21 protein-coding genes, 1 tRNA gene and 1 other RNA gene are annotated in these 18,384 nt (G+C 68.6%); 14 read left to right on the top strand and 9 right to left on the bottom strand.

The window, feature by feature from the left end; translation table 11 throughout:
* Window positions 1-17: 17 nt before the first annotated feature.
* A complete protein-coding gene (locus tag E3O42_RS03495) occupies window positions 18-863 on the bottom strand; it encodes an META domain-containing protein (protein ID WP_166787884.1) in 846 nt (281 codons plus the stop codon).
* 224 nt (window positions 864-1,087) lie between these two features.
* Window positions 1,088-2,278: a xylose isomerase gene (gene xylA, locus E3O42_RS03490; protein WP_134452520.1), complete on the bottom strand. Its 1,191-nt coding sequence runs from the start codon at window positions 2,276-2,278 to the stop codon at window positions 1,088-1,090.
* Between the two features lie 454 nt (window positions 2,279-2,732).
* On the opposite strand from xylA, the gene E3O42_RS18815 reads away from it, so the two are divergent.
* Window positions 2,733-3,020, top strand: coding sequence for a family 1 glycosylhydrolase (locus E3O42_RS18815; RefSeq protein WP_338144920.1), 288 nt, complete (start codon window positions 2,733-2,735; stop codon window positions 3,018-3,020).
* A gap of 51 nt (window positions 3,021-3,071) precedes the next feature.
* Here the strand turns inward: E3O42_RS18815 and E3O42_RS03480 are convergent, their stop codons facing one another.
* Complete coding sequence (locus E3O42_RS03480; RefSeq protein ID WP_134452586.1) at window positions 3,072-3,914, bottom strand: NAD-dependent epimerase/dehydratase family protein; 843 nt, start codon at window positions 3,912-3,914, stop codon at window positions 3,072-3,074.
* A gap of 145 nt (window positions 3,915-4,059) precedes the next feature.
* Between E3O42_RS03480 and E3O42_RS03475 the strand changes: the two genes are divergently transcribed.
* Window positions 4,060-5,247: an ROK family transcriptional regulator gene (locus tag E3O42_RS03475; protein WP_134452519.1), complete on the top strand. Its 1,188-nt coding sequence runs from the start codon at window positions 4,060-4,062 to the stop codon at window positions 5,245-5,247.
* Here E3O42_RS03475 and E3O42_RS03470 read toward each other — a convergent pair.
* The gene (locus tag E3O42_RS03470; RefSeq protein ID WP_134452518.1) at window positions 5,239-6,180 is read right to left on the bottom strand and encodes a LysR substrate-binding domain-containing protein; all 942 of its coding nucleotides are present in this window, start codon (window positions 6,178-6,180) and stop codon (window positions 5,239-5,241) included. The two genes, E3O42_RS03475 and E3O42_RS03470, sit on opposite strands and share 9 nt — an antisense overlap.
* A gap of 106 nt (window positions 6,181-6,286) precedes the next feature.
* Here E3O42_RS03470 and E3O42_RS03465 point away from each other — a divergent pair, with 106 nt between their 5' ends.
* From E3O42_RS03465 to E3O42_RS03440, 7 genes are all read left to right on the top strand, one after another.
* Complete coding sequence (locus tag E3O42_RS03465) at window positions 6,287-6,781, top strand: GNAT family N-acetyltransferase (protein ID WP_134452517.1); 495 nt, start codon at window positions 6,287-6,289, stop codon at window positions 6,779-6,781.
* A gap of 148 nt (window positions 6,782-6,929) precedes the next feature.
* On the top strand, window positions 6,930-8,207 hold the full coding sequence (locus E3O42_RS03460; RefSeq protein ID WP_241984602.1) for a multidrug effflux MFS transporter: 1,278 nt from the start codon (window positions 6,930-6,932) through the stop codon (window positions 8,205-8,207).
* Between the two features lie 31 nt (window positions 8,208-8,238).
* On the top strand, window positions 8,239-8,985 hold the full coding sequence (locus E3O42_RS03455; RefSeq protein ID WP_134452516.1) for a phosphatase PAP2 family protein: 747 nt from the start codon (window positions 8,239-8,241) through the stop codon (window positions 8,983-8,985).
* An 83-nt stretch (window positions 8,986-9,068) separates the two neighbouring features.
* A complete protein-coding gene (locus tag E3O42_RS03450) occupies window positions 9,069-10,346 on the top strand; it encodes a saccharopine dehydrogenase family protein (protein WP_134452515.1) in 1,278 nt (425 codons plus the stop codon).
* Window positions 10,347-10,368: 22 nt separating this feature from the next.
* Window positions 10,369-10,509: a hypothetical protein gene (locus E3O42_RS17910; RefSeq protein ID WP_166787883.1), complete on the top strand. Its 141-nt coding sequence runs from the start codon at window positions 10,369-10,371 to the stop codon at window positions 10,507-10,509.
* A gap of 167 nt (window positions 10,510-10,676) precedes the next feature.
* A complete protein-coding gene (locus E3O42_RS03445; RefSeq protein WP_420897853.1) occupies window positions 10,677-10,937 on the top strand; it encodes a DUF805 domain-containing protein in 261 nt (86 codons plus the stop codon).
* Window positions 10,938-11,009: 72 nt separating this feature from the next.
* Complete coding sequence (locus E3O42_RS03440) at window positions 11,010-11,912, top strand: GNAT family N-acetyltransferase (protein ID WP_134452513.1); 903 nt, start codon at window positions 11,010-11,012, stop codon at window positions 11,910-11,912.
* Window positions 11,913-11,948: 36 nt separating this feature from the next.
* Here E3O42_RS03440 and E3O42_RS03435 read toward each other — a convergent pair whose 3' ends face one another.
* Window positions 11,949-12,539 (bottom strand): hypothetical protein, encoded by a 591-nt coding sequence (locus E3O42_RS03435; RefSeq protein ID WP_134452512.1) that lies wholly within the window; start codon window positions 12,537-12,539, stop codon window positions 11,949-11,951.
* Between the two features lie 161 nt (window positions 12,540-12,700).
* On the opposite strand from E3O42_RS03435, the gene E3O42_RS03430 reads away from it, so the two are divergent.
* The 3 genes from E3O42_RS03430 to E3O42_RS03420 are packed head-to-tail and all read left to right on the top strand — an operon-like array spanning window position 12,701 to window position 14,995.
* On the top strand, window positions 12,701-14,053 hold the full coding sequence (locus E3O42_RS03430; protein WP_198414053.1) for a TrkH family potassium uptake protein: 1,353 nt from the start codon (window positions 12,701-12,703) through the stop codon (window positions 14,051-14,053).
* Window positions 14,046-14,759, top strand: a complete 714-nt coding sequence (locus E3O42_RS03425) for a potassium channel family protein (protein WP_241984601.1) — start codon at window positions 14,046-14,048, stop codon at window positions 14,757-14,759. Before E3O42_RS03430 ends, E3O42_RS03425 begins: the two co-directional genes overlap by 8 nt.
* Entirely contained in the window at window positions 14,759-14,995 is a 237-nt protein-coding gene (locus E3O42_RS03420; RefSeq protein ID WP_134452511.1) for a putative acetyltransferase, read from the top strand. The genes E3O42_RS03425 and E3O42_RS03420 overlap by 1 nt, the downstream gene beginning before the upstream one ends.
* Window positions 14,996-15,183: 188 nt before the next feature.
* On the opposite strand, the gene E3O42_RS03415 is transcribed toward E3O42_RS03420, so the two are convergent.
* The 3 genes from E3O42_RS03415 to E3O42_RS03405 all read right to left on the bottom strand — a co-directional run bounded on the left by E3O42_RS03415 (window position 15,184) and on the right by E3O42_RS03405 (window position 17,747).
* Complete coding sequence (locus E3O42_RS03415; RefSeq protein WP_134452510.1) at window positions 15,184-16,539, bottom strand: RNA polymerase sigma factor; 1,356 nt, start codon at window positions 16,537-16,539, stop codon at window positions 15,184-15,186.
* Entirely contained in the window at window positions 16,521-16,898 is a 378-nt protein-coding gene (locus E3O42_RS03410; protein WP_134452509.1) for a YciI family protein, read from the bottom strand. Before E3O42_RS03410 ends, E3O42_RS03415 begins: the two co-directional genes overlap by 19 nt.
* Before the next feature lie 183 nt (window positions 16,899-17,081).
* Window positions 17,082-17,747, bottom strand: coding sequence for an MFS transporter (locus E3O42_RS03405; RefSeq protein ID WP_166787882.1), 666 nt, complete (start codon window positions 17,745-17,747; stop codon window positions 17,082-17,084).
* A 5-nt stretch (window positions 17,748-17,752) separates the two neighbouring features.
* On the opposite strand from E3O42_RS03405, the gene E3O42_RS17905 reads away from it, so the two are divergent.
* On the top strand, window positions 17,753-17,968 hold the full coding sequence (locus E3O42_RS17905) for a hypothetical protein (RefSeq protein WP_166787881.1): 216 nt from the start codon (window positions 17,753-17,755) through the stop codon (window positions 17,966-17,968).
* A gap of 110 nt (window positions 17,969-18,078) precedes the next feature.
* Here E3O42_RS17905 and E3O42_RS03400 read toward each other — a convergent pair.
* Window positions 18,079-18,163 (bottom strand) — tRNA-Ser (locus tag E3O42_RS03400).
* Window positions 18,164-18,285: 122 nt separating this feature from the next.
* Here E3O42_RS03400 and ffs point away from each other — a divergent pair.
* Window positions 18,286-18,382, top strand: an RNA gene (gene ffs, locus E3O42_RS03395) — signal recognition particle sRNA small type.
* Window positions 18,383-18,384: the final 2 nt, after the last annotated feature.

The following is an 18,384-nucleotide window of genomic DNA, read 5'->3' as shown; positions in this document are numbered from 1 at the left end:
CGAGCCGCTGGCGGTTGTCAGCCCCGCTCGAGCAGGCCCAATTCGACGCCGTCCGCGTCCAGCAGTCGCAACTGGTTGTCGTCGATGACGGCCAGCCTGGCCTGGGCCACCCACGATGGCACGAGGACTCCTTCGCAGCCCATTGCGGTTGACAAGCCGGCAGTGGCGAGGAGGGCTCCGGCGCCGTCGGTCGTCCACCGCCCCTGGTTTCCGTTGCAGCCGTCGGATCCGGTCCACGAGCCATCCGCTTCGAAGAGCAGGTGCGGCTCGGTGTAGCCGTCGAAGGAGGGCGGCACCCACCGCCCGGTCAGCTCGTCGGTCGTGGCCGGGGTGGACCCATCTGGCACGGCGACCGGCCTGCGGAGGGCCGCGCGCACCGCATCCGTGATCGGGGGTGGCTCGGTGAAGGAGTCCACCGCTGACGGGATCGGGTCAGGCTCGCCGTCGACCGTCAGGCTCGCGACCACTGTGCCGACCGCGTCGACGAGTTCCCAGCCGGCATCGGTTGGTTGATACCCGGTCACCGATTCGAGCCAGGCCACCTCTGGAATGGTCCCATTGGCGCCACATGCGCCGCTGGCGCCGTTGACGGAGGCCAGGAATAGGGTGTCGGTCGCCCGCCACTCGCCCATGATCATGCCGCAGTCCCGCAACACCTCGAAATGCGGCACGTCCAGCCGCAGCCAGGTGTCGGCCTCCTCCTCGGCAACGCCCGAGACCCGCCACAGGTTCACCAGTCCGATCGAGGTCGAGTCGGCGGTCGTTCCCGGTCCCACCGGCGGCGCGCCCGGGGCGCCCGCGCATCCGGACAGCGTGAGAGCCAGCCCGCAGAGCATCACCACCATTGGCAGCCGAAGCCGCATTGCCATCCTTGCCGCGCGCCGCATGCCTGCCCCGTTCGCTTGCCGCTGCCCCTGTTGCGCGTCAGGCTACCAGCGCCCTCCTCCGCCGTCACCCGACTCGCGAGCTGAGAGAAAAGCACTCAAAACTCGCGCGGGAAGGTGCTTAGCTCACAGCTCGCGGAGGGGGTGAGCGGGAGACCCGGCCAGGAAGACCTGGCCGGGGCGGTACAGCGGGGTTCTGCGGGTCAGCGGGCGCCGAGCAGGTGCTCGAGGGCCAGCTGCTGCAAGCGCACGAAGCCGAAGCCCTTGCCGCCGAAGTATTCCTCGGGGGCGAAGTCCTCGTAGGCGCTGGTGTCGGCGAGGAAGTCGTCGTAGCTCTCGCCGGCGGCCAGAGTCGTCTGCGACAGTTCCGGCACGCGGGACGCGGCCAGCTGCTCCTGCACCTCGGGGTCGGCGCGGAAGGCCGCGGCACGCTCCTTGAGCAGCAGGTAGGTGCGCATGTTCGCGGCCGCGGAGTCCCAGACGCCGGTGATGTCCTCGGTGCGGCTCGGCTTGTAGTCGAAGTGGCGCGGGCCGTCGTAGGACGGGCCACCGTTCGGGCCGCCGTTTTCGAGCAAGTCCACCAACGAGAACGCGTTCTGCAGGTCGCCGTGGCCGAAGACCAGGTCCTGGTCGTACTTGATGCCGCGCTGGCCGTTGAGGTCGATGTGGAACAGCTTGCCCTGGTAGAGCGCCTGGGCGATGCCTGCGGTGAAGTTCAGCCCGGCCATCTGCTCGTGGCCGACCTCGGGGTTCACGCCGACGAGTTCGGGGCGCTCGAGGGTGGTGATGAACGCCATGGCGTGGCCGACGGTGGGCAGCAGGATGTCGCCGCGCGGTTCGTTGGGCTTGGGCTCGATGGCGAAACGGATGTCGTAACCCTTGTCGGTGACGTAGTCGCCGAGCAGGTTGACGGCCTCGCGGTAGCGGTCGAGGGCCGCGCGGATGTCCTTGGCGGCGTCGTACTCCGCGCCCTCGCGTCCGCCCCACATCACGAAGGTCTTGGCTCCGAGCTCCGCGGCGAGGTCGACGTTGCGCATGACCTTGCGCAGGGCGAACCGGCGCACGGCACGGTCGTTGGAGGTGAAACCGCCGTCCTTGAAGACCGGGGCGCTGAAGAGGTTGGTGGTGACCATCGGCACGATCACGCCGGTGTCGGCGAGGACCTGCTTGAGGCGGTCGATCTCCTTCTGGCGGGCGGCATCCGTGGAGCCGAAGGCGAAGAGGTCGTCGTCGTGGAAGGTGAGGCCGTATGCGCCGAGCTCGGCCAGGCGGGTCACGGCCTCGACGGTGTCCAGGTGCGGGCGGGTCGGCCCGCCGAACGGGTCAGCCCCGTTGTAGCCGATGGTCCACAGGCCGAAGGAGAACTTGTCGGCGGGGGTGGGGGTGAGTGACATGAACGGAGCTCCGATTCAACTTCATTGGCGATTTGTTGCAATTACCAACATATTACACACGCCGAGCCGATCCGTACAGTCACCGGCGCAACCCAGAGGAAAACCCCCGGCCACAACATATTCGCCCAACCACCATATCTACCCGGCCGGCTTCATGCGCGGCCGCGCTCCCCGCCGCTAGCCCCGCGAGTTGCCCGGTTCCGGACGAGTTGCCCCGGCGCGGCGGGGCAACTCGTCCGCAGGTGGGCAACTCGCTGATCTGGGATTTGTCGTCAATGACCACAAACCACAACCGGGTGTTCCTGGGCCCGCTGCTCACCGGTGCCTCCCCGGCCGACCTCCTCGAAGACACCAAAGACGTGACCGACTGGGCGTCGTTCTGCCCGGCGACACCGAGATCATCCACCAGCCGCTTGCTCGGGGTCGACTATTACTCCAGCACCCTGGTGCGGCTGTGGGACGGCGAGACGTCCCGCCAGAACGCCGACGGCCACAAGGGCCGTCGGCGGCTCACCCTGGCCCGGCGCCGACCGGGTGGAGTTTTTCGCCCAGCCCGGCCCGTACACCGAGATGGGCTGGAGACGGAGGACGGCCCCGGGTGCACGACGTGGAGCGCACCGACTACCTGCGCCGGCACTTCACCAACGTGCACCGGGCGATGGCCCGTGGAGTGGACCTGCGCGGCTGCCAGGTGTGGTCGCTGATGCAGCCTCCCCTAAGCATCCCGCGAACTGTGAGTTAAGCACCGAAAACGCGAGTTTATCGGGGCTTTTCTCACGGCTCGCGGGGGAGTCTAGCGGGGGTCTGACCAGGAGTGCTCGGGGGAGTAGCCCAGCAGGCGGCGGGCCTTGTCGATGGAGAGCAACGTGTCGGTCCCGTTGACCTCGCGGAGCTCTACGTTCGGGAAGACCTCGGCGGCCAGCTCGGCGCTCGGCCGGCGCATCACGGTGTCGGCGGCGGCGATGATGAAGCGCTCGAAGCCGGGCGGCGCGGTCTGCAGCGCCTTGAGCACGGCCTGGGCGCCGTCACGGCCGTCGATGTAGCCCCAGAGGTTCCACTTGCGCAGCGTCGCATCCGCCTGGAACCCGTCGAACCTCGCGTAGTCCTCCGGGTCCATCACGTTGGAGAACCGCAGCGCCGTGATCGACAGCTCGGGGTCCCAGCGCACCAGCTCGATGGCCATCTGTTCCTCGAGGTGTTTCACCAGCGAATAGGTGCTCTCCGGCCGGGCCGGGTACTCCTCGTCGACCGGGATGTAGGGCGGGTCAATGTCGAATGGCAGGCCGAGCACGGTCTCGCTCGACGCGTAGACGATGCGCTTGATGCCGTTGCGGCGGGCGGCCTGGAACACGTTGTAGCTGGAGAGCATGTTGTTGTGGAAGGTGGCGACATCGGGCGCCAGACCCGGCGCGGGGATCGCGCCCAGGTGCACCACGGCGTCGAAGCCGTCCACCTGGTCGTTGACACCGGCGAAGGCGTCGACCACCTGTCCGTAGTCGGTGAGATCGATGCGCACGAAGCCCGCTCCGCGGCTGCCGGCCAGGTCGAAGTTGATCACCTGATGGCCCGCGGCGCGGAGCCGCTCGAGTACGGTTATGCCGAGCTTGCCGCTGCCGCCGGTGAGGGCGATTCTCATGCTGGGGTATTCCATGGACTTCCTTGTCTGAGTCGATTTGTAGCGTTCTGCAACGTATCACGGCAGGCAGGGAGGGTAGCCGGGTATTCTGGGGGCCAGAGTGACTTGCGCTCGCAGAATCGGGCGTCAGCCAGACGGAGGAACCGTGCAGGGCAGCAGCCATGACGACGTGCGCAGACACAACCTGTCTGTGGTTCTGCGACTCGTGCATCGTAGCGGGGCCGCGTCGCGCTCTCAGCTCACCAGGGTCACCGGACTGAACCGGTCCACCATCGCCGCCCTCGTCGCCGAGCTGGTCGAGCGTGGGCTTGTCGTCGAGAGCGAACCGAGCTCCACCAACCAGGTCGGCCGGCCCAGCCCCATCGTCAGCGTCAGCGAGCAGGTCGTGGCGCTCGCCGTGAACCCGGAGATCGACGCCGTCACCATCGGCATCGTCGGCCTCGACGGCCAGGTGCACCGCCGGGTGCGCTACCCCACCGACCAGTCCCCGAGCGTGCCCGAGGCCGTCAACATCGCCGCCGCCGTGATCGACGGCATGCGCGGCGAGCTTGAGGCCAGGTTCAAGGTCGTGGGAATCGGCGTGGCCGTGCCCGGACTGGTGCGCGCCCACGACGGACTCGTGCGGCACGCGCCGCACCTGGGTTGGATCGACGAACCCCTCGCCGAGATGCTCGAGGCCGCCACCGGATACCCGGTGCTCGCCGCCAACGACGCTAGCCTCGGCGCCATGGCCGAGCGCTTCTTCGGCGCCGGCAAGGGAATTACCGACCTGATCTACCTCAACGGCGGCGCGAGCGGCATCGGCGGCGGCATGATCGTCGGCGGAGCGCCGGCCGGCGGCATCGCCGGCTACGCTGGCGAATTCGGGCACACCAGGGTCAGCGACAGCGACAGGGTCGACTCCGCCGGTATCCGCGGCACCCTCGAGGCCGAGGTCACCAGGCGCGAGCTGCTCGAGGTGCTCGGCCTGGCCGGAGCGGACGCCGACGAGCTGGAACAGGCCCTGCTGGCGTCCACGTCAGCGGTCGTGCGCGCCGAGGTCAACCGTCAGATCGACCACCTCGCGGTGGCGCTGGCCGGGGCCATCAACATCCTCAATCCGCAGTTGGTGGTGCTCGGCGGGTTTCTCGCCGCACTGCTCGCGGTGGATGCCGACAGGCTGCGCTCCGCCGTGGCGTCACACTCGCTCGACGCCGCGTTCGGCAGCGTGCGGCTCAGCGCCGCGGAGCTCGGCTCCAACCTGCTGATGATCGGCGCCGCTGAGCTGGCCTTCGAGGGCCTGCTCGACGATCCGGCCGGACTCCCGGCGGGCGCGGGCACGATCTCAGCCTGAGCCCTCATCGACTGAGCCCGGCTCCGCGCCCGGAGTCAACGTGGGCGTGAGGGATCCGGGCACCCGCAGGAAGTTCCCGATGATCGCCCGCCGGTCGTTGGCGCGCTGTACGAGCTGCACCTCGCTGCGCGGGTGCGCACCGGCCAGGGGGATGGTGCGCACGCCGGCCGGCAGGTTCAGGGTGGCGCTGGCCGGGGCGATGCTCACCCCGAGGCCCGCTCCGACCAGGTGCAGGATGGTGACCCAGGAGGACGCCTCCTGGACCACGCGGGGTTCGAAGTCGGCTTGGCGGCACGGCTCGAGGTTGCGCAGGTAGGCTCGCTCGCCCGCGGTGCGCGGATAGAACACGAACGGGTCCTCGCGCAGCATCCCGGCGTCCAGGACCGTCAGGCCGGCCGCCGCGTGATCGCTCGGCACGACGGCGACGAAGGGTTCAGTGGCCAGGGTCGTCATCGTGATCGCGGGGTGGGGCTCGGAGTCGCGCACCACGCCCATATCGATCTCGCGGGCGAGCAGGCGGTCCAGGATCAGCGAGGTGAAACCTTCGTGCAGCTGCACGTGCACGGCAGGGTACAACGACCGGAACGCGCGAATACGCTCGGTGATGCCCAACGGAATGGCCGACGTGATGAAGCCGATGTCGAACCGGCCCTGCTCCCCGCGCCCGATCCGAGCGGCCTCGTCGACGTCGGAGGCGGCCTGGCCGAGGAGCCGCCGGCTGCGCTCCAGGAACGCCACCCCGGCCTCGGTCAGGACCACCCGGCGCGAGGTGCGGTCGAAGAGCGGGGTGCCGATGATCTCCTCGAGCTTGCGGATCTGCTGCGAGAGTGGCGGCTGGGCCATACGCAGGAGTTCCGCCGCTCTGCCGAAATGCAGTTCCTGGGCGACCTCGACGAAGTAGCGCAGGTGGCGGAGTTCCAGGTGAGCGGCCATACACCGAGGCTATCAAGACGTTTGATGTCCTGATTCATGTCGAGCCGATATTGGACGTCTGGATGTCGTGCTCGCAGAATGGAAACACCGCACGAAGGAGCCCTCCATGTCACTCGCCGCCGCCCAGCGTCGTCCCCTTGTCATCGATGCGATGGCCTCGGTCGAGGATGCCCTCGCGTTCCGGGACCTCAACGAGGAGTGGATCAGCCTGCTTTTCACCCTGGAGGACGCCGACCGGGCGCTGCTGAACGACCCCGTCGGCCGCATCCAGGGCGTCGGCGGCGTTGTGCTTATCGCCCGGCTGGGGGAGGAGCGGGTCGGCTGCGTCGCCGTGCTGCCGACGGGTAACGGCGTATACGAGTTGTCCAAGATGGCGGTCAGTCCGCCCGTCCGCAACCGGGGCCTGGGCCGGAGCCTGATCCTGGCGGCCATCGACACCGCCCGGCGGCTCGGCGCCGCCTCGCTGTTCCTGGGCAGCAGCACCAAGCTGCCGAACGCCGTGCACCTCTACGAGTCGGTGGGCTTCACGCATGTGCCCGCCGAGCGGATCGGCCCGATGCCCTACGAGCGGGCGGATGTCTTCATGGAGCTGCTGCTCTGACCGGAACGTGCAGGAAAGGCCGGATCCGCGCAATCTTTTTCGGGATGCCTTGCACGGGGAATAGAACCGACCGGCGCACGCTTTTTGCAGCTGGGCGATCGCCCACTATTCCTTTTTCTTGCACGACCCCGACCGAGGACTCTTTTACGTGACTACTGCCGTCATCCCCGTGATCTCCGAGGCGCAACTCGCCTCCACCGCCCGGCACCCAGGTGACGCGCTTTCCCGTGGGCAGCGCATCGTCTATATCATCATCCTCGGCGCGCTCACGGCCCTCGGGCCCTTCACCATCGACCTGTACCTGCCGGCGTTCCCCACCCTCGAGAGCGAACTCGGGGTCTCGGCCGCCGCCATCCAGCTCACCCTGACCGGAACCATGATCGGCTTCGGCTTCGGCCAGCTCATCGTGGGCCCATGGAGCGACAAGGTCGGCCGCCGACTGCCCCTGCTGCTGGCCACGGGCTTCCACGTGCTCGCCTGCGTCGGCGCCGCACTGTCGACCGACATCGTGACGCTCGGCATCTTCCGGGTGCTGCAGGGCTTCGGCGCCGCAGCCGGCGCCGTCGTGGCCATGGCCATGGTGCGCGACCTGTTCGGCGGCAAGCCGCTGGTGAAGATGCTCTCCCGCCTGGCCCTGGTCAGCGGCCTGGCGCCTGTGCTGGCCCCCGTCATCGGCTCGCAGCTGCTGCTCGTGATGCCGTGGCGCGGCATTTTCTGGGTACTCGCCGGCTACGGCATCGTGGTCATGGTGGCTGTCGCGATCTGGATCGTGGAGACCCTGCCGCAGGACCGCCGCACCGTGCCGGGCCGCTCGAGCCTCGGTCAGCGTTACCGGGCCGTGCTCAGCGACCGCACCTTCGTGGGTGTTGCGATCATCGGCGCGATGACCTTCACCGGCCTGTTCTCCTACCTCTCGTCGTCGCCGTTCCTCTTTCAGCAGGTCTACGATTTCAGCGCTCAGCAATACGGGGTGCTTTTCGCGGTCAACTCCCTCGGCATCGTCGTGGGCGTGCAGGCCAGCTCGCGCCTGATGCACCGGTACAACGTGGGGCCGCAGAACATCCTGATCGGCGCCACCGCGGTTCTCGTGGTCATGTCCGCGGCCATCTTCACCCTCGACCTGTTGGGTGCGGGCCTGTGGGGCACCCTCATCCCGCTGTGGTTCTTCATCGCCGGCTGCGGGTTCACTTTCCCCACAGTGCAGGTCATCGCCCTCAACTCGCACGGCAGCGAGGCCGGCACCGCCGCCTCCGTGCTCGGCGCCGCCAACTTCGGCATCGCCGGGCTGATCTCGCCGGTCGTGGGCCTGCTCGGGGTCGGCACCGCCGTGCCGATGGCTTCGGTGATGGGCGTCTGCGCGATCATCGCCATCCTCAGCCTCTGGTTCATCGTGCGCCCGCGCACGGTAGCGGCGCTGACGCACTGACCGCCCACCGGGTCCGATCTAACATGGGTTGATGGACCCCTCCCGAAATCCCGAAACTGAGCCCACCCCACCCGGGCCCACCCGGCCCGACGCCGCGGCGGATGTGCCCGCCCGCCGGATCGCCCGTCGGTGGCCGCTGATCAGCGGTGCGGTCGCCGTCCTCCTCGCGTTCCTGCTCGGTGCCCTGATCCTCACCCGCGGCAACGGCCGCCCCATCGAGGCCGACGCGGAGTGGATGGAGGAAATCCTCGAGCACCGCTCCCCGGTTTGGGAGGTCCCGGCGCTGGTGATGAACTTCCTGGGCGCCGGCATCGCCGGGGTGATCGTGATTCCCCTGCTGATCGTGGTGACCCTGCTCGTCCTCAAGCGCCCCTGGGCGGCGCTGTACTTTGTGATCGCCACCATCGTCAGCGCGGGCCTGGTTCAGCTGCTGAAGACCCTGTTCGGCCGGGCCCGTCCCGAAGACATGCTGATCACCTCCGACTTCGGTTCGTTCCCGTCCGGCCATGTCGCCAATGCCGCCACCATGGCCGTCGCGCTGGGAATCATTTTCCCCTGGCTTTGGGTGTGGATCGCCGGCGCCGTCTACACGGTGGCGATGATGGTGAGCCGCACCTACCTCGGTGCGCACTGGCTCACCGACACCGTCGGCGGGCTGTTGCTCGGAGTCGGCGTCGCCGTGGTCCTGTGGGCGCCGCTGGCGGCCAAGCTCGACGGCGAGAACACCATCGCCAGGCGGCGGGCAGCCTCGCCCTCACCCCGGACTCACGGGCAGTAGCCCGGGACTATTGCACATCCTCGGGCGCACGCATGTGGGCCGTGGGGCTGACATTTGAGGCGGCGGCGCGCTAGCGTCTTGGCATGAAGATCCTTCTCGTTGGGGCGGGTGGCGTCGGTGACGCATTCGCCAAGATTGTTGCCCGCCGTTCTTTCTACGAGCACGTGGTGGTGAGCGATTACGAACTCGGCCGGGCGGAGCGCACGATCGCGTCGATCGCGGCCCGGCACGGCGCGGACGTCGCCGCCCGGTTCACGGCAGCGCGTGTCGACGCCTCCGACCCGGAGGTGGTAGCCAGGGTGGCACGCGAACACGGGGCCACCCACGTGATGAACGCCGTGGAACCGAAGTTCGTGCAGAGCATCTTCGCGGGCGCGCTCGCCGCCGGCGCCGACTACCTCGACATGGCGATGAGCCTGTCCGAGCCGCATCCGACCGACCCGCACGCGCGGACCGGGATCAAGCTCGGCGACGACCAGTTCGAGCAGGCCGGCGACTGGGAGACCAGTGGCCGCCTCGCTCTGGTGGGCATGGGAGTCGAGCCCGGGCTGAGCGACGTCTTCGCCCGGTACGCGTCCGATCACCTGTTCAGCGAGATCGACGAGCTCGGCACCCGGGATGGCGCCAACCTTGTCGTGCGCGACGAGGCCGGGACCGAGATCTTCGCGCCGTCGTTCAGCATCTGGACCACCATCGAGGAGTGCCTGAACCCGCCGGTGATCTTCGAGAAGGACCGCGGCTGGTTCACGACCCCGCCGTTCAGCGAGCCAGAGGTGTTCGACTTTCCCGAGGGCATCGGGCCAGTGGAGTGCGTGAATGTGGAGCACGAAGAGGTTCTGCTGATGCCGCGCTGGCTGGATGCGAAGCGGGTCACCTTCAAGTACGGGCTCGGCGAAGAGTTCATCGGGGTGCTGCGCACCCTGCACCTGCTCGGCCTCGACAGCGTGGAGCCGGTGCGGGTGCGCACCGCGGACGGCCCTGCGATGGTGGCGCCCCGGGACGTGGTCGCCGCGAGCCTGCCCGACCCGGCCACGATCGGCCCGCGAATGACGGGCAAGACCTGCGCCGGAGTCTGGGTGACCGGCACCGGCCTGGATGGCGCGCCGCGGGAGGTCTATCTCTATCACGTGAGCGACAACGAGTGGACGATGGCGGAGTACGACGCCCAGTGCGTGGTCTGGCAGACGGCGATGAACCCCGCGATCGCGCTGGAGCTGCTCGCGACCGGCGTCTGGACCGGCACTGGAGTTCTCGGCCCGGAGGCCTTCGACGCGAAGCCGTACCTCGACCTCATGGCCGCCCCCGAACCCGCCGGTTACGGCCAGCCCTGGGGGCTGGATGAACGCACCCCCGCCGCCTGACCCGCTTCGCTAGAGTTTCCCCATGGATAACGACGATTACGACGACCGCCCGGTCGGTTTCATGGGCAAGCTCAGGAATTTCAAGGGGCTCACCTGGGTGTTGATCCTCTCCCTGGTCGCCATCACGGTCGGGGCCACGACGCTGCTGTTCCTCTTTCAATAGACCCAGCCACCGCCAGGGGCGCAAGGCCTCCGTCGGCCTGCGCCGACATCTTGGAGCCGACGAAAGAGACACCATACTGACACCCGCCGCGGCGATTTGCCTCCGTCTTCAGTAAGTACGCCGACTTCACCGGCCGGGCGCCGCGCAGCGAATACTGGTGGTTCGGCCTGCTGCTCTGGGTTGTCATCGCCGTGATCAACGTGCTGCCGCCGGTGCCCACCGGAACCAACATGTACGGTGACCCCGCTCACAACCTCGAGGTCGTCCCGATGCTGCTCGGGCCCATCGTCTTCATCGGCGTCCTGCTGCCTGCCCTCGCCGTTCTCGTCCGGCGGCTGCACGACGTGAACTTCTCCGGCTGGTTCGCCCTACGTGGCCTGATCCCGGTTGTGGGTGCTAACCGCCTGCGGGGTGCGGATGCGGGATGATCGGCCGGCTCGCCCCGCACCCGCCCGCGCTGAACCCTCGATTCGGGCGCCGTCCTGTGATGTACTCGTGGGATGAGCGTTGACGAGCACAGCGTGACCGAGGCCTATAGGTTGGCCACCATCGCCGCGGCGTCGGCCGGGGTGACGGTGCGGGCGGCCGAACCGCGCGACGTCGACGGCATCATCGGCCTCTTCGAACGCACCTGGGGGGTGGGCCGCAGCCCCGACCGGGCAATGCTGCTCGCGCTCGACTTCGCGGGTAACACGGTGCTGCTGGCCACCCTGAACGGCAAGCCGGTCGGCGCGACGCTCGGGTTCCTGGGCTGGACCGACGGGGTGCACCTGCACTCCCACATGGCCGCAGTGGTGCCATGGCACCGAGGTGGCGGCGTGGGCTACGCCCTTAAACTCTTTCAGCGCGCGCTCTGCCTCGAGCAGGGCATCACCGAGATGCGCTGGACCTTCGACCCGCTGATCCGCCGCAACGCGCACTTCAACCTGGTCAAGCTCGGAGCCGAGGTGACCGGGTTCCTGCCCGACTTCTACGGCCGGCTCGACGACGTCATCTCGGGCAGCGACCGCAGCGACAGGTTCGAGGTGCGCTGGAGCCTTGACTCCCCGCGGGTGCTGCGCGCGCTCGCCGGGGGACCCACCCCGGCCTGGACCGCCGTGGCCCGCTGGCCGCTCGACGTGGATTTCGAGCAGCTGCGGGCCGACGACCCGGTCGGTGCCGCCCGCCGCCGGGAGGAATCCAGGCTGGTCTTCGCCGAGGCGCTCGGGCGGGACCTCCGGCCGGAGCTGACCGCCGAGAACGACTACGTGTTCACGGCCGAGCCGATCGAGTCCGAGCCGGAGCCAGGGCGGCGCGGCGGGGCAGCGGGCGATTTCGGCAGCGGCTTGCCCGAGGTCAGCACGCTGATGGCGGGCAACCCCAAGGCGCGCCACACGGATGCCGCCGGCCGTCAGGCTCGCTGACACCGGTGCTGTGTGGCGCTATCCGCACCACCGGCCTTACCGGCCCAGGCTGGCGCCCGGGTCGAGGTCGTGCGGTGCCCGACCGGTGATCCGACGCTCGAACCAGTACAAGAGTTCGGGGCGCAGCCGGTTGAGCTCGGTGAGTGTCAGCGGATCCGGCACGCGCACCACAGGGGCGCCCAGCTCGTCTGTGACGGTATCCATCGCGCCGCGCGAGTAGAACTGTCCGCGCATCCGCACCAAAAGTTGACCATCGGCGCCGGTCACGAAAAGCTGCGGGTGGGTGTCGACGGCGCTGCTTTGGTAGAGATCGAGGACCACCACACTCGCGACCTGCTCCACCGGAAAATTTGTCACCTGGCCGAAGAAACCCCGCTCGGAGATGCCGGTGTCGTCGACCCAGACGCAGGTGCGCAGAAAACCGACGATGCCGACGGTTGCCGCGAGCATCACCAACAACTGCACGATCAAGACCGGAATCCACTCCCCGTGGGGGATGGTGAGCCAGTAGAGCACGGCGAAGACCGGCGCGAAGAAGGCCAGGATTGACAGGGTCGTCTGACGCAGCAAATGCCCGTGCGGTCGCAGCACCTGCGCACGCAGAGCAGTACCCGTGATTTTGCCCACCCTCGTGTTCCCCCTCACCCGGTGTACTACCGAGTATGCCCCATGCTCCGTCTACTTAGTAGACACCGTTCGGGGGCCACGGAGCGCTAAGCCAGGCCCATGAATCCAGTGCAACCGGGGCCGCCCAGGCGTCGTAGAGTGTCACAGTGAACTCGCGTGCGATGATGGGAACGGGCCTGGACCGGCCGAAATTCCGCCTGCACCCCGCACAGGCGGTGGCCGCGGGCTTCGCCCTCACTATCCTGATCGGCGCCGGACTGCTCTCATTGCCGATCGCCAAGGTCGGCCTCGGCGGTGCGTCGTTCGCGGAGGCGATCTTCACGGCCACCTCAGCGGTCTGCGTGACCGGGCTCACCGTGGTGGACACGGCCACCTTCTGGACCCCGTTCGGGCAGGTCGTGATCCTGTTGCTCATCCAGATCGGCGGCTTCGGCGTGATGACCTTCGCGTCGGTGATCGGGCTGGCCGTTGTGCGTCGGATGTCGTTGCGCACGCGCGTCACCGCCGCATCCGAGGTGAAGAGTGTGGGCCTTGAAGATGTGAAGGGGCTCGTGCTCGGCGTTGTCAGCATCTCCCTGGTGGTGGAGGTCGTGGTCGCGGTGCTGCTCAGCCTGCGTTTTCTGTTCGGCTACGGCGAACCGTTCGGCCGGGCGATCTGGCTCGGGGTCTTCCACTCGGTGTCGTCGTTCAACAACGCCGGGTTCGCGCTGTTCAGCGACAACCTGATGGGCTACGCCGTCGATCCGTTCATCTGCCTGCCGATCGCGGCCGCCGTGATCCTCGGCGGGTTGGGTTTTCCGGTTATCGTGCAGTTGCGAAAGTACCTCGGCTCGCCGCGGCAGTGGACCATGAACACCCGCTTGGTGCTCGCCGGCACGGTGACCCTGCTGGTCGCCGGCACCGTCTACATCACCGCGGTGGAGTGGACCAACCCGGCCACGCTGGGCCCGCTGGACTGGCCGGCGAAGATCCTGGTCGGCTTCTTCCAGTCGGTGCAGACCCGCACCGCCGGGTTCAACAGCATCGACGTCGGGGAGATGGACTCCGCCAGCCTGCTCGGTATGGACGTGCTGATGTTCATCGGCGGTGGCCCGGCCGGCACCGCCGGTGGTATCAAGATCACCACCTTCGCGGTGCTGTACTTCATCCTGGTCGCCGAGATCCGCGGCGACGGCGTCGTGAACGTGTTCGGCAAGCGGCTCTCCCGTGCGGTGCACCGGCAAGCCATCACCCTCGTGCTCCTGGCCGTTTTCGTCGTCACCGCGTCCACTGCGGCCCTGATGTTGCTCACCGACATCGGCCTCGACGCATTGCTGTTCGAGGCGATCTCGGCCTTCGGCACTGTCGGCATGTCCACCGGAATCACGGCCGACCTGCCCCAGGCCGGCCAGGTGATCCTCATCCTGCTAATGTTCATCGGCCGGCTCGGTCCGATTACGTTTGCTTCAGCCCTCGCCCTGCGGGAGCGCCCCACCAGGTTCGAATTCCCGAAGGAGAGGCCCATCATTGGCTAAATTCCGGTCGTCATCGTTCTCCCTGTTCAGCCAGCGGCAGCCGGCACGGAGGGCGGAGGAGGACTCGGTCGTCGTGATCGGCCTCGGCCGGTTCGGCAGCGCCCTCGCCCTCGAGCTGATGGCGAGCGGCACCGAGGTGCTCGGCATCGACGGTGACGAGGAGATCGTACAGGCGCACAACCGGCTGCTCACCCACGTTGTGCGCGCGGACTCCACCAAGGAGGAGACCCTGCGACAACTGTCGGTGCCGGAGTTCAGCAGCGTCGTGGTCGCCATCGGCGGGGACATCCAGGCGAACATCCTCACAGCGTCGCTGCTGCTCAAGCTGGGCATACCCAATATCTGGGCCAAGGCCGTGAGCGAGCCGCATGGCGAAATTCTGCGCCAACTGGGCGTGAACCACGTGATCTACCCGGAGAAGGACATGGGCAAGCGCGTCGCGCACCTGGTTCGCGGTGTGATGCAGGACTACATCGCCATCGACGATGACTTCGCCCTGGTGAAGACCGCACCGCCGCGGGAGATCCTCGGTCGGCCGCTCAGCGAGACCCGGGTGCGCACCGTGCACGGGATCACCGTCACCGCGTACCACCGCGAGGGGCAGGGCTGGAGCTACACCACCATGGACACCGTGATCGAGGAGGGCGACATCATCCTGGTCGCAGGGCAGAACGAACGCGTTGAGTCGTTCAGCCGGTTGCGCTGATGAACCACCCTCTCGACTTCCTCACCGCCGCCGACCTCGGCACCCGTGTCGTCGTACGCACGCGCATCGCCGACGGCTACACGGATGCCCTCGGCTACCTTAGGTCCCGCAACGCCACACACTGCACGGTGGAGACCAAGCGTGGCACGGTGTCGCTCGTGCTCGCCGAGGTGGTCGCCGCCAAAGAGGTGCCGCCGCCGCCCCCGCCCCGCCCCCGCCGCCACGTCGGCGACTAGGTCTACCCGCCTTCGTGTGATGTATCCGCTGTTCGCCCCCACCCCGCTGGTTGAGCCTGTCGCAACAAGGTGACGTGCCCGCGAGAGTCGGCCGCGTTCGTGAGTTCGTCTCGCGGGGTCTCGACGAGCTCGACCAGCGGAAGGGTCGCGACCAGCGAATGGGTCGCACTCAGCAGACTGGCTGCGGCTCAGCCCGGCGGCAAGGCCCCGGCCCGGCGCCGCAACGCCGCGCGCAGCCGCTCGTCGCGGGCCAGCTCCACGGCCCGGTCGTACGCGCCGCGGGCATCCGCCACTCGCCCCACCTCGGCCAATAGATGCGCCCGGGTGGCCCAGAACGGCTGAAACGACGCCGTGTCCGGACGGTCGCGGGCCAGCACGTCGAGCACGCCGAGCCCGGCCGTCGGCCCGTCGACGTTGCCGATGACCGCGGCCAGCGCCACCCGGGCGCCCGCGGTGGGGGAGACCCGCACCAGCGCGGTGTGCAGGGTCTTTAGCGCGGGCCAGTCGGTCACGCCGGAGCGGGCGCGATCGCAGTGCGCCGACTGGATGGCCGCCTCCAGCTGGAACCGGCCGATCCGGCCCAGCGGCTGGGCGCGCCGCAGGTAGCTCTCTCCGCGCGCGATGAGGGCGGTGTCCCACAGGTCCGGGTCCTGGTCGTCGAGGGCGACGAGCTCGCCCGTGCTGCTCGTGCGGGCCGGCAGTCGGGCGATCGAGAGGGCCAGCAGGGCGGCCAGGCCGAGCACCTCCGGTTCGTCGGGCAGCAGCGCGGCGAGGGTCTCGGCCAGGTACAGCGCTTCGCCGGCCAAAGAGTCCGGCGCGGCTCGGGTATCCGGCTCCGCGCTGGCCCAGTCGATCGCGTAGGCACCGTAGACGGCCTCGAGCACCGCGGGCAACCGCTGGGGCAGGTCGGTGAGCGACGGCACCACGAACGGGATGCGCGTGGCACGGATGCGCCGCTTGGCCCGCACGAGCCGCTGCGCCATGACGGGCTCCGGAACCGCGTAGGCCGCCGCGATGTCGGCCGCTGTGAGGCCCAGCACGGACTGCAGCATCAGCGGGGTGCGCACGGCAAGGTCGATGGCCGGGTGCGCGCACACGCAGAGGAGCTCGATGCGCTTGTCGGGAATCGCCTCGGTGTCGAGCGCTTCGAGCGCGTCGAGTCCCACCGCTCCGGAGCCGGCAGCCAGTCTGCCGTCCCAGGCGTCCGCTCCCGTGCCTGTCGACCAAGCGCCTGTCGATCGGGCGCCGTCCCGATCGGCACCGTCGAGAGTGCCCTCGACCAGCGGAGCCCGCAGCCGCACCGCCGCCGATTTCCAGAGGTCCCTGAGTCGATTGCGGGCCACGGTGAGCAACCATCCCTCCGGATTATCGGGGACACCCTCGCGCGGCCAGATGGTGAGCGCACGCTCGAACGCGTCGGAGAGGGCGTCTTCGGCGGCCGCAATGTCGCCGGTGGGCGCGGCCAGCACGGCGATCAGGCGCCCGTAGGAGGCACGGGCGGCGAGTTCCGCCCGCGCCCGGGCGGTCACGCTACCTGGTGCCATTCGCCGTCGGTGAACACGATCGCCGACGGGCGCACCTCGATAGCTCCGTACTGGGCGGCGGGGCATTTCCCGGCCCAGTCGATGGCGGCGTCGAGGTCGGGCACCTCGATCACGAAGGTGCCGTTCAGGCGTTCCTTGGTGTCGGCGAACGGGCCGTCCTGAATCTGCAGGGCGCCATCCCGCAGCGATACCGTCGTCGAGGCCGACACGGGCTGCAGGATGTCGGCGGACACGAGCACGCCCGCCGCGTCGAGGGCCTTGCCGTAGGCGTCGAACGCCGCCCGGCCCCATTCCATGTCTTCCTCGGTGATCCCGGCGTCCCCGGACTCCTGGCTGATGACGAGTAGTGAATATTGCATGATCTGTCCTTTCACGCGTAACGGATACTGACACTCCTATGACGACTGAACCAGTCCGAAATCGACATCCGCCCCGCAACTGTTGCCCGTGCGGGCAATTGTGTCCGGCGCACCGGGCGCAGAAGTCCGCTCTGGCAACAGTAGGCGCGCGCGATGCGACCTGGCCCGGCTCGGGCGCGCGGCTCAGGTGCGGCTCAGGCGGGCGGGCCGGCCGCGGGCGGGTCGTCGCGGCCGACCCGGCCCACGAGCAGTAGGCCGCCGATGGCGAGCAGCGCCGAGAGAGTGAAGCAGCGGACGCAGCGCCACCCCGGCCAGTACACAGGCGGCCCCGGTGCCAATCCACAGCAACGCGCCCGGCAGCTGCGCCGCCATCGACGCGCAGAGCACCGCCGCCGCCGCACCCAGCGACCACAGCGTGCGCGATAGCCGCCACGGTTCCCGAACACCAACCGGCCGCTCCCGCTCCGACGCCGCGATCGACGCCAGCCCCGGCCGCAGCATGCCCATCGCGGCCAGCACCAGCACCACAACCCCGAGGAACACCCACCGCCAGCTGGTGTACTCCGCCACCAGGCCCGCGATGAGCGGTCCGATCAGCGACGGCACCACCCAGGCTCCGGCGAAGGCGCCGAAGAACGCCGGATGCATCCGCTGCGGGTACACCCGCGCGACGACCACGTACAGCGACACGCTCAGCGCCCCGCCGCCGAGGCCGTGCACCAGTCGTCCCACGATGAGCGCGGGCATGGATGCGGCGGTGCCGGCGATCATCAGGCCCACGACAAACAGCACAACCGCGGTCAGCACCACGGGCACCGGGCCGGAGCGGTCCGCCCAGTTTGCCCGCAACCACCATGCCCACAACTCCCACGGCGAGCGGACCGGAGAACGCCAGCGCGTACAAGGAGTCGCCGTCGAGCGCCGCACTGATGGTGGGCATCACCGTGGTCACGGCCAGCGCCTCGAACGGCAAGGAAGATCAGCGCGAGGATGCCGACGGTGACCCAGACGTACTCCCGGCCGAAGATCGAGGCGGGGCGCAGCGGGGCCGCGGACGGCAAGGTGGGTAGGGGCACGAGTGCGATCGTAGAACCTCAACCAACGGCCGGCCTCTCACACAAAAAACCCCGCCTGTACGTGCACTGGGCTACGCGGGCGGGGTTCCGGGTGAAGCAACTTGCGGAGAATGGGGGATTCGAACCCCCGAGGGCTTTCACCCAACACGCTTTCCAAGCGTGCGCCATAGGCCACTAGGCGAATTCTCCTGAGCCGGCCGATTCGTGAAGACAACGACCAGGGAAAATCTTACCTGCTTCTGAATGCTCTGCGTGACACATCGTTCAGGGTGCCCGGGTTTGGGCATGGGGACGAGACGCCCTAAACTGGCAACGGCTCCTCGCGTGGCGCTATCCCAGCCAACTCCCCCAGGACGGAAACGTAGCAAGGGTAACTGGGCTCTGGTGGGTGCGCGAGGAGTTTTACTTTG

It is taken from the genome of Cryobacterium adonitolivorans, from assembly GCF_004402695.1.
Lineage (GTDB): Bacteria > Actinomycetota > Actinomycetes > Actinomycetales > Microbacteriaceae > Cryobacterium > Cryobacterium adonitolivorans.
The sequence above is the reverse complement of the archived record's forward strand: the minus strand, read 5'-3'. Positions and strand labels throughout refer to the sequence as shown.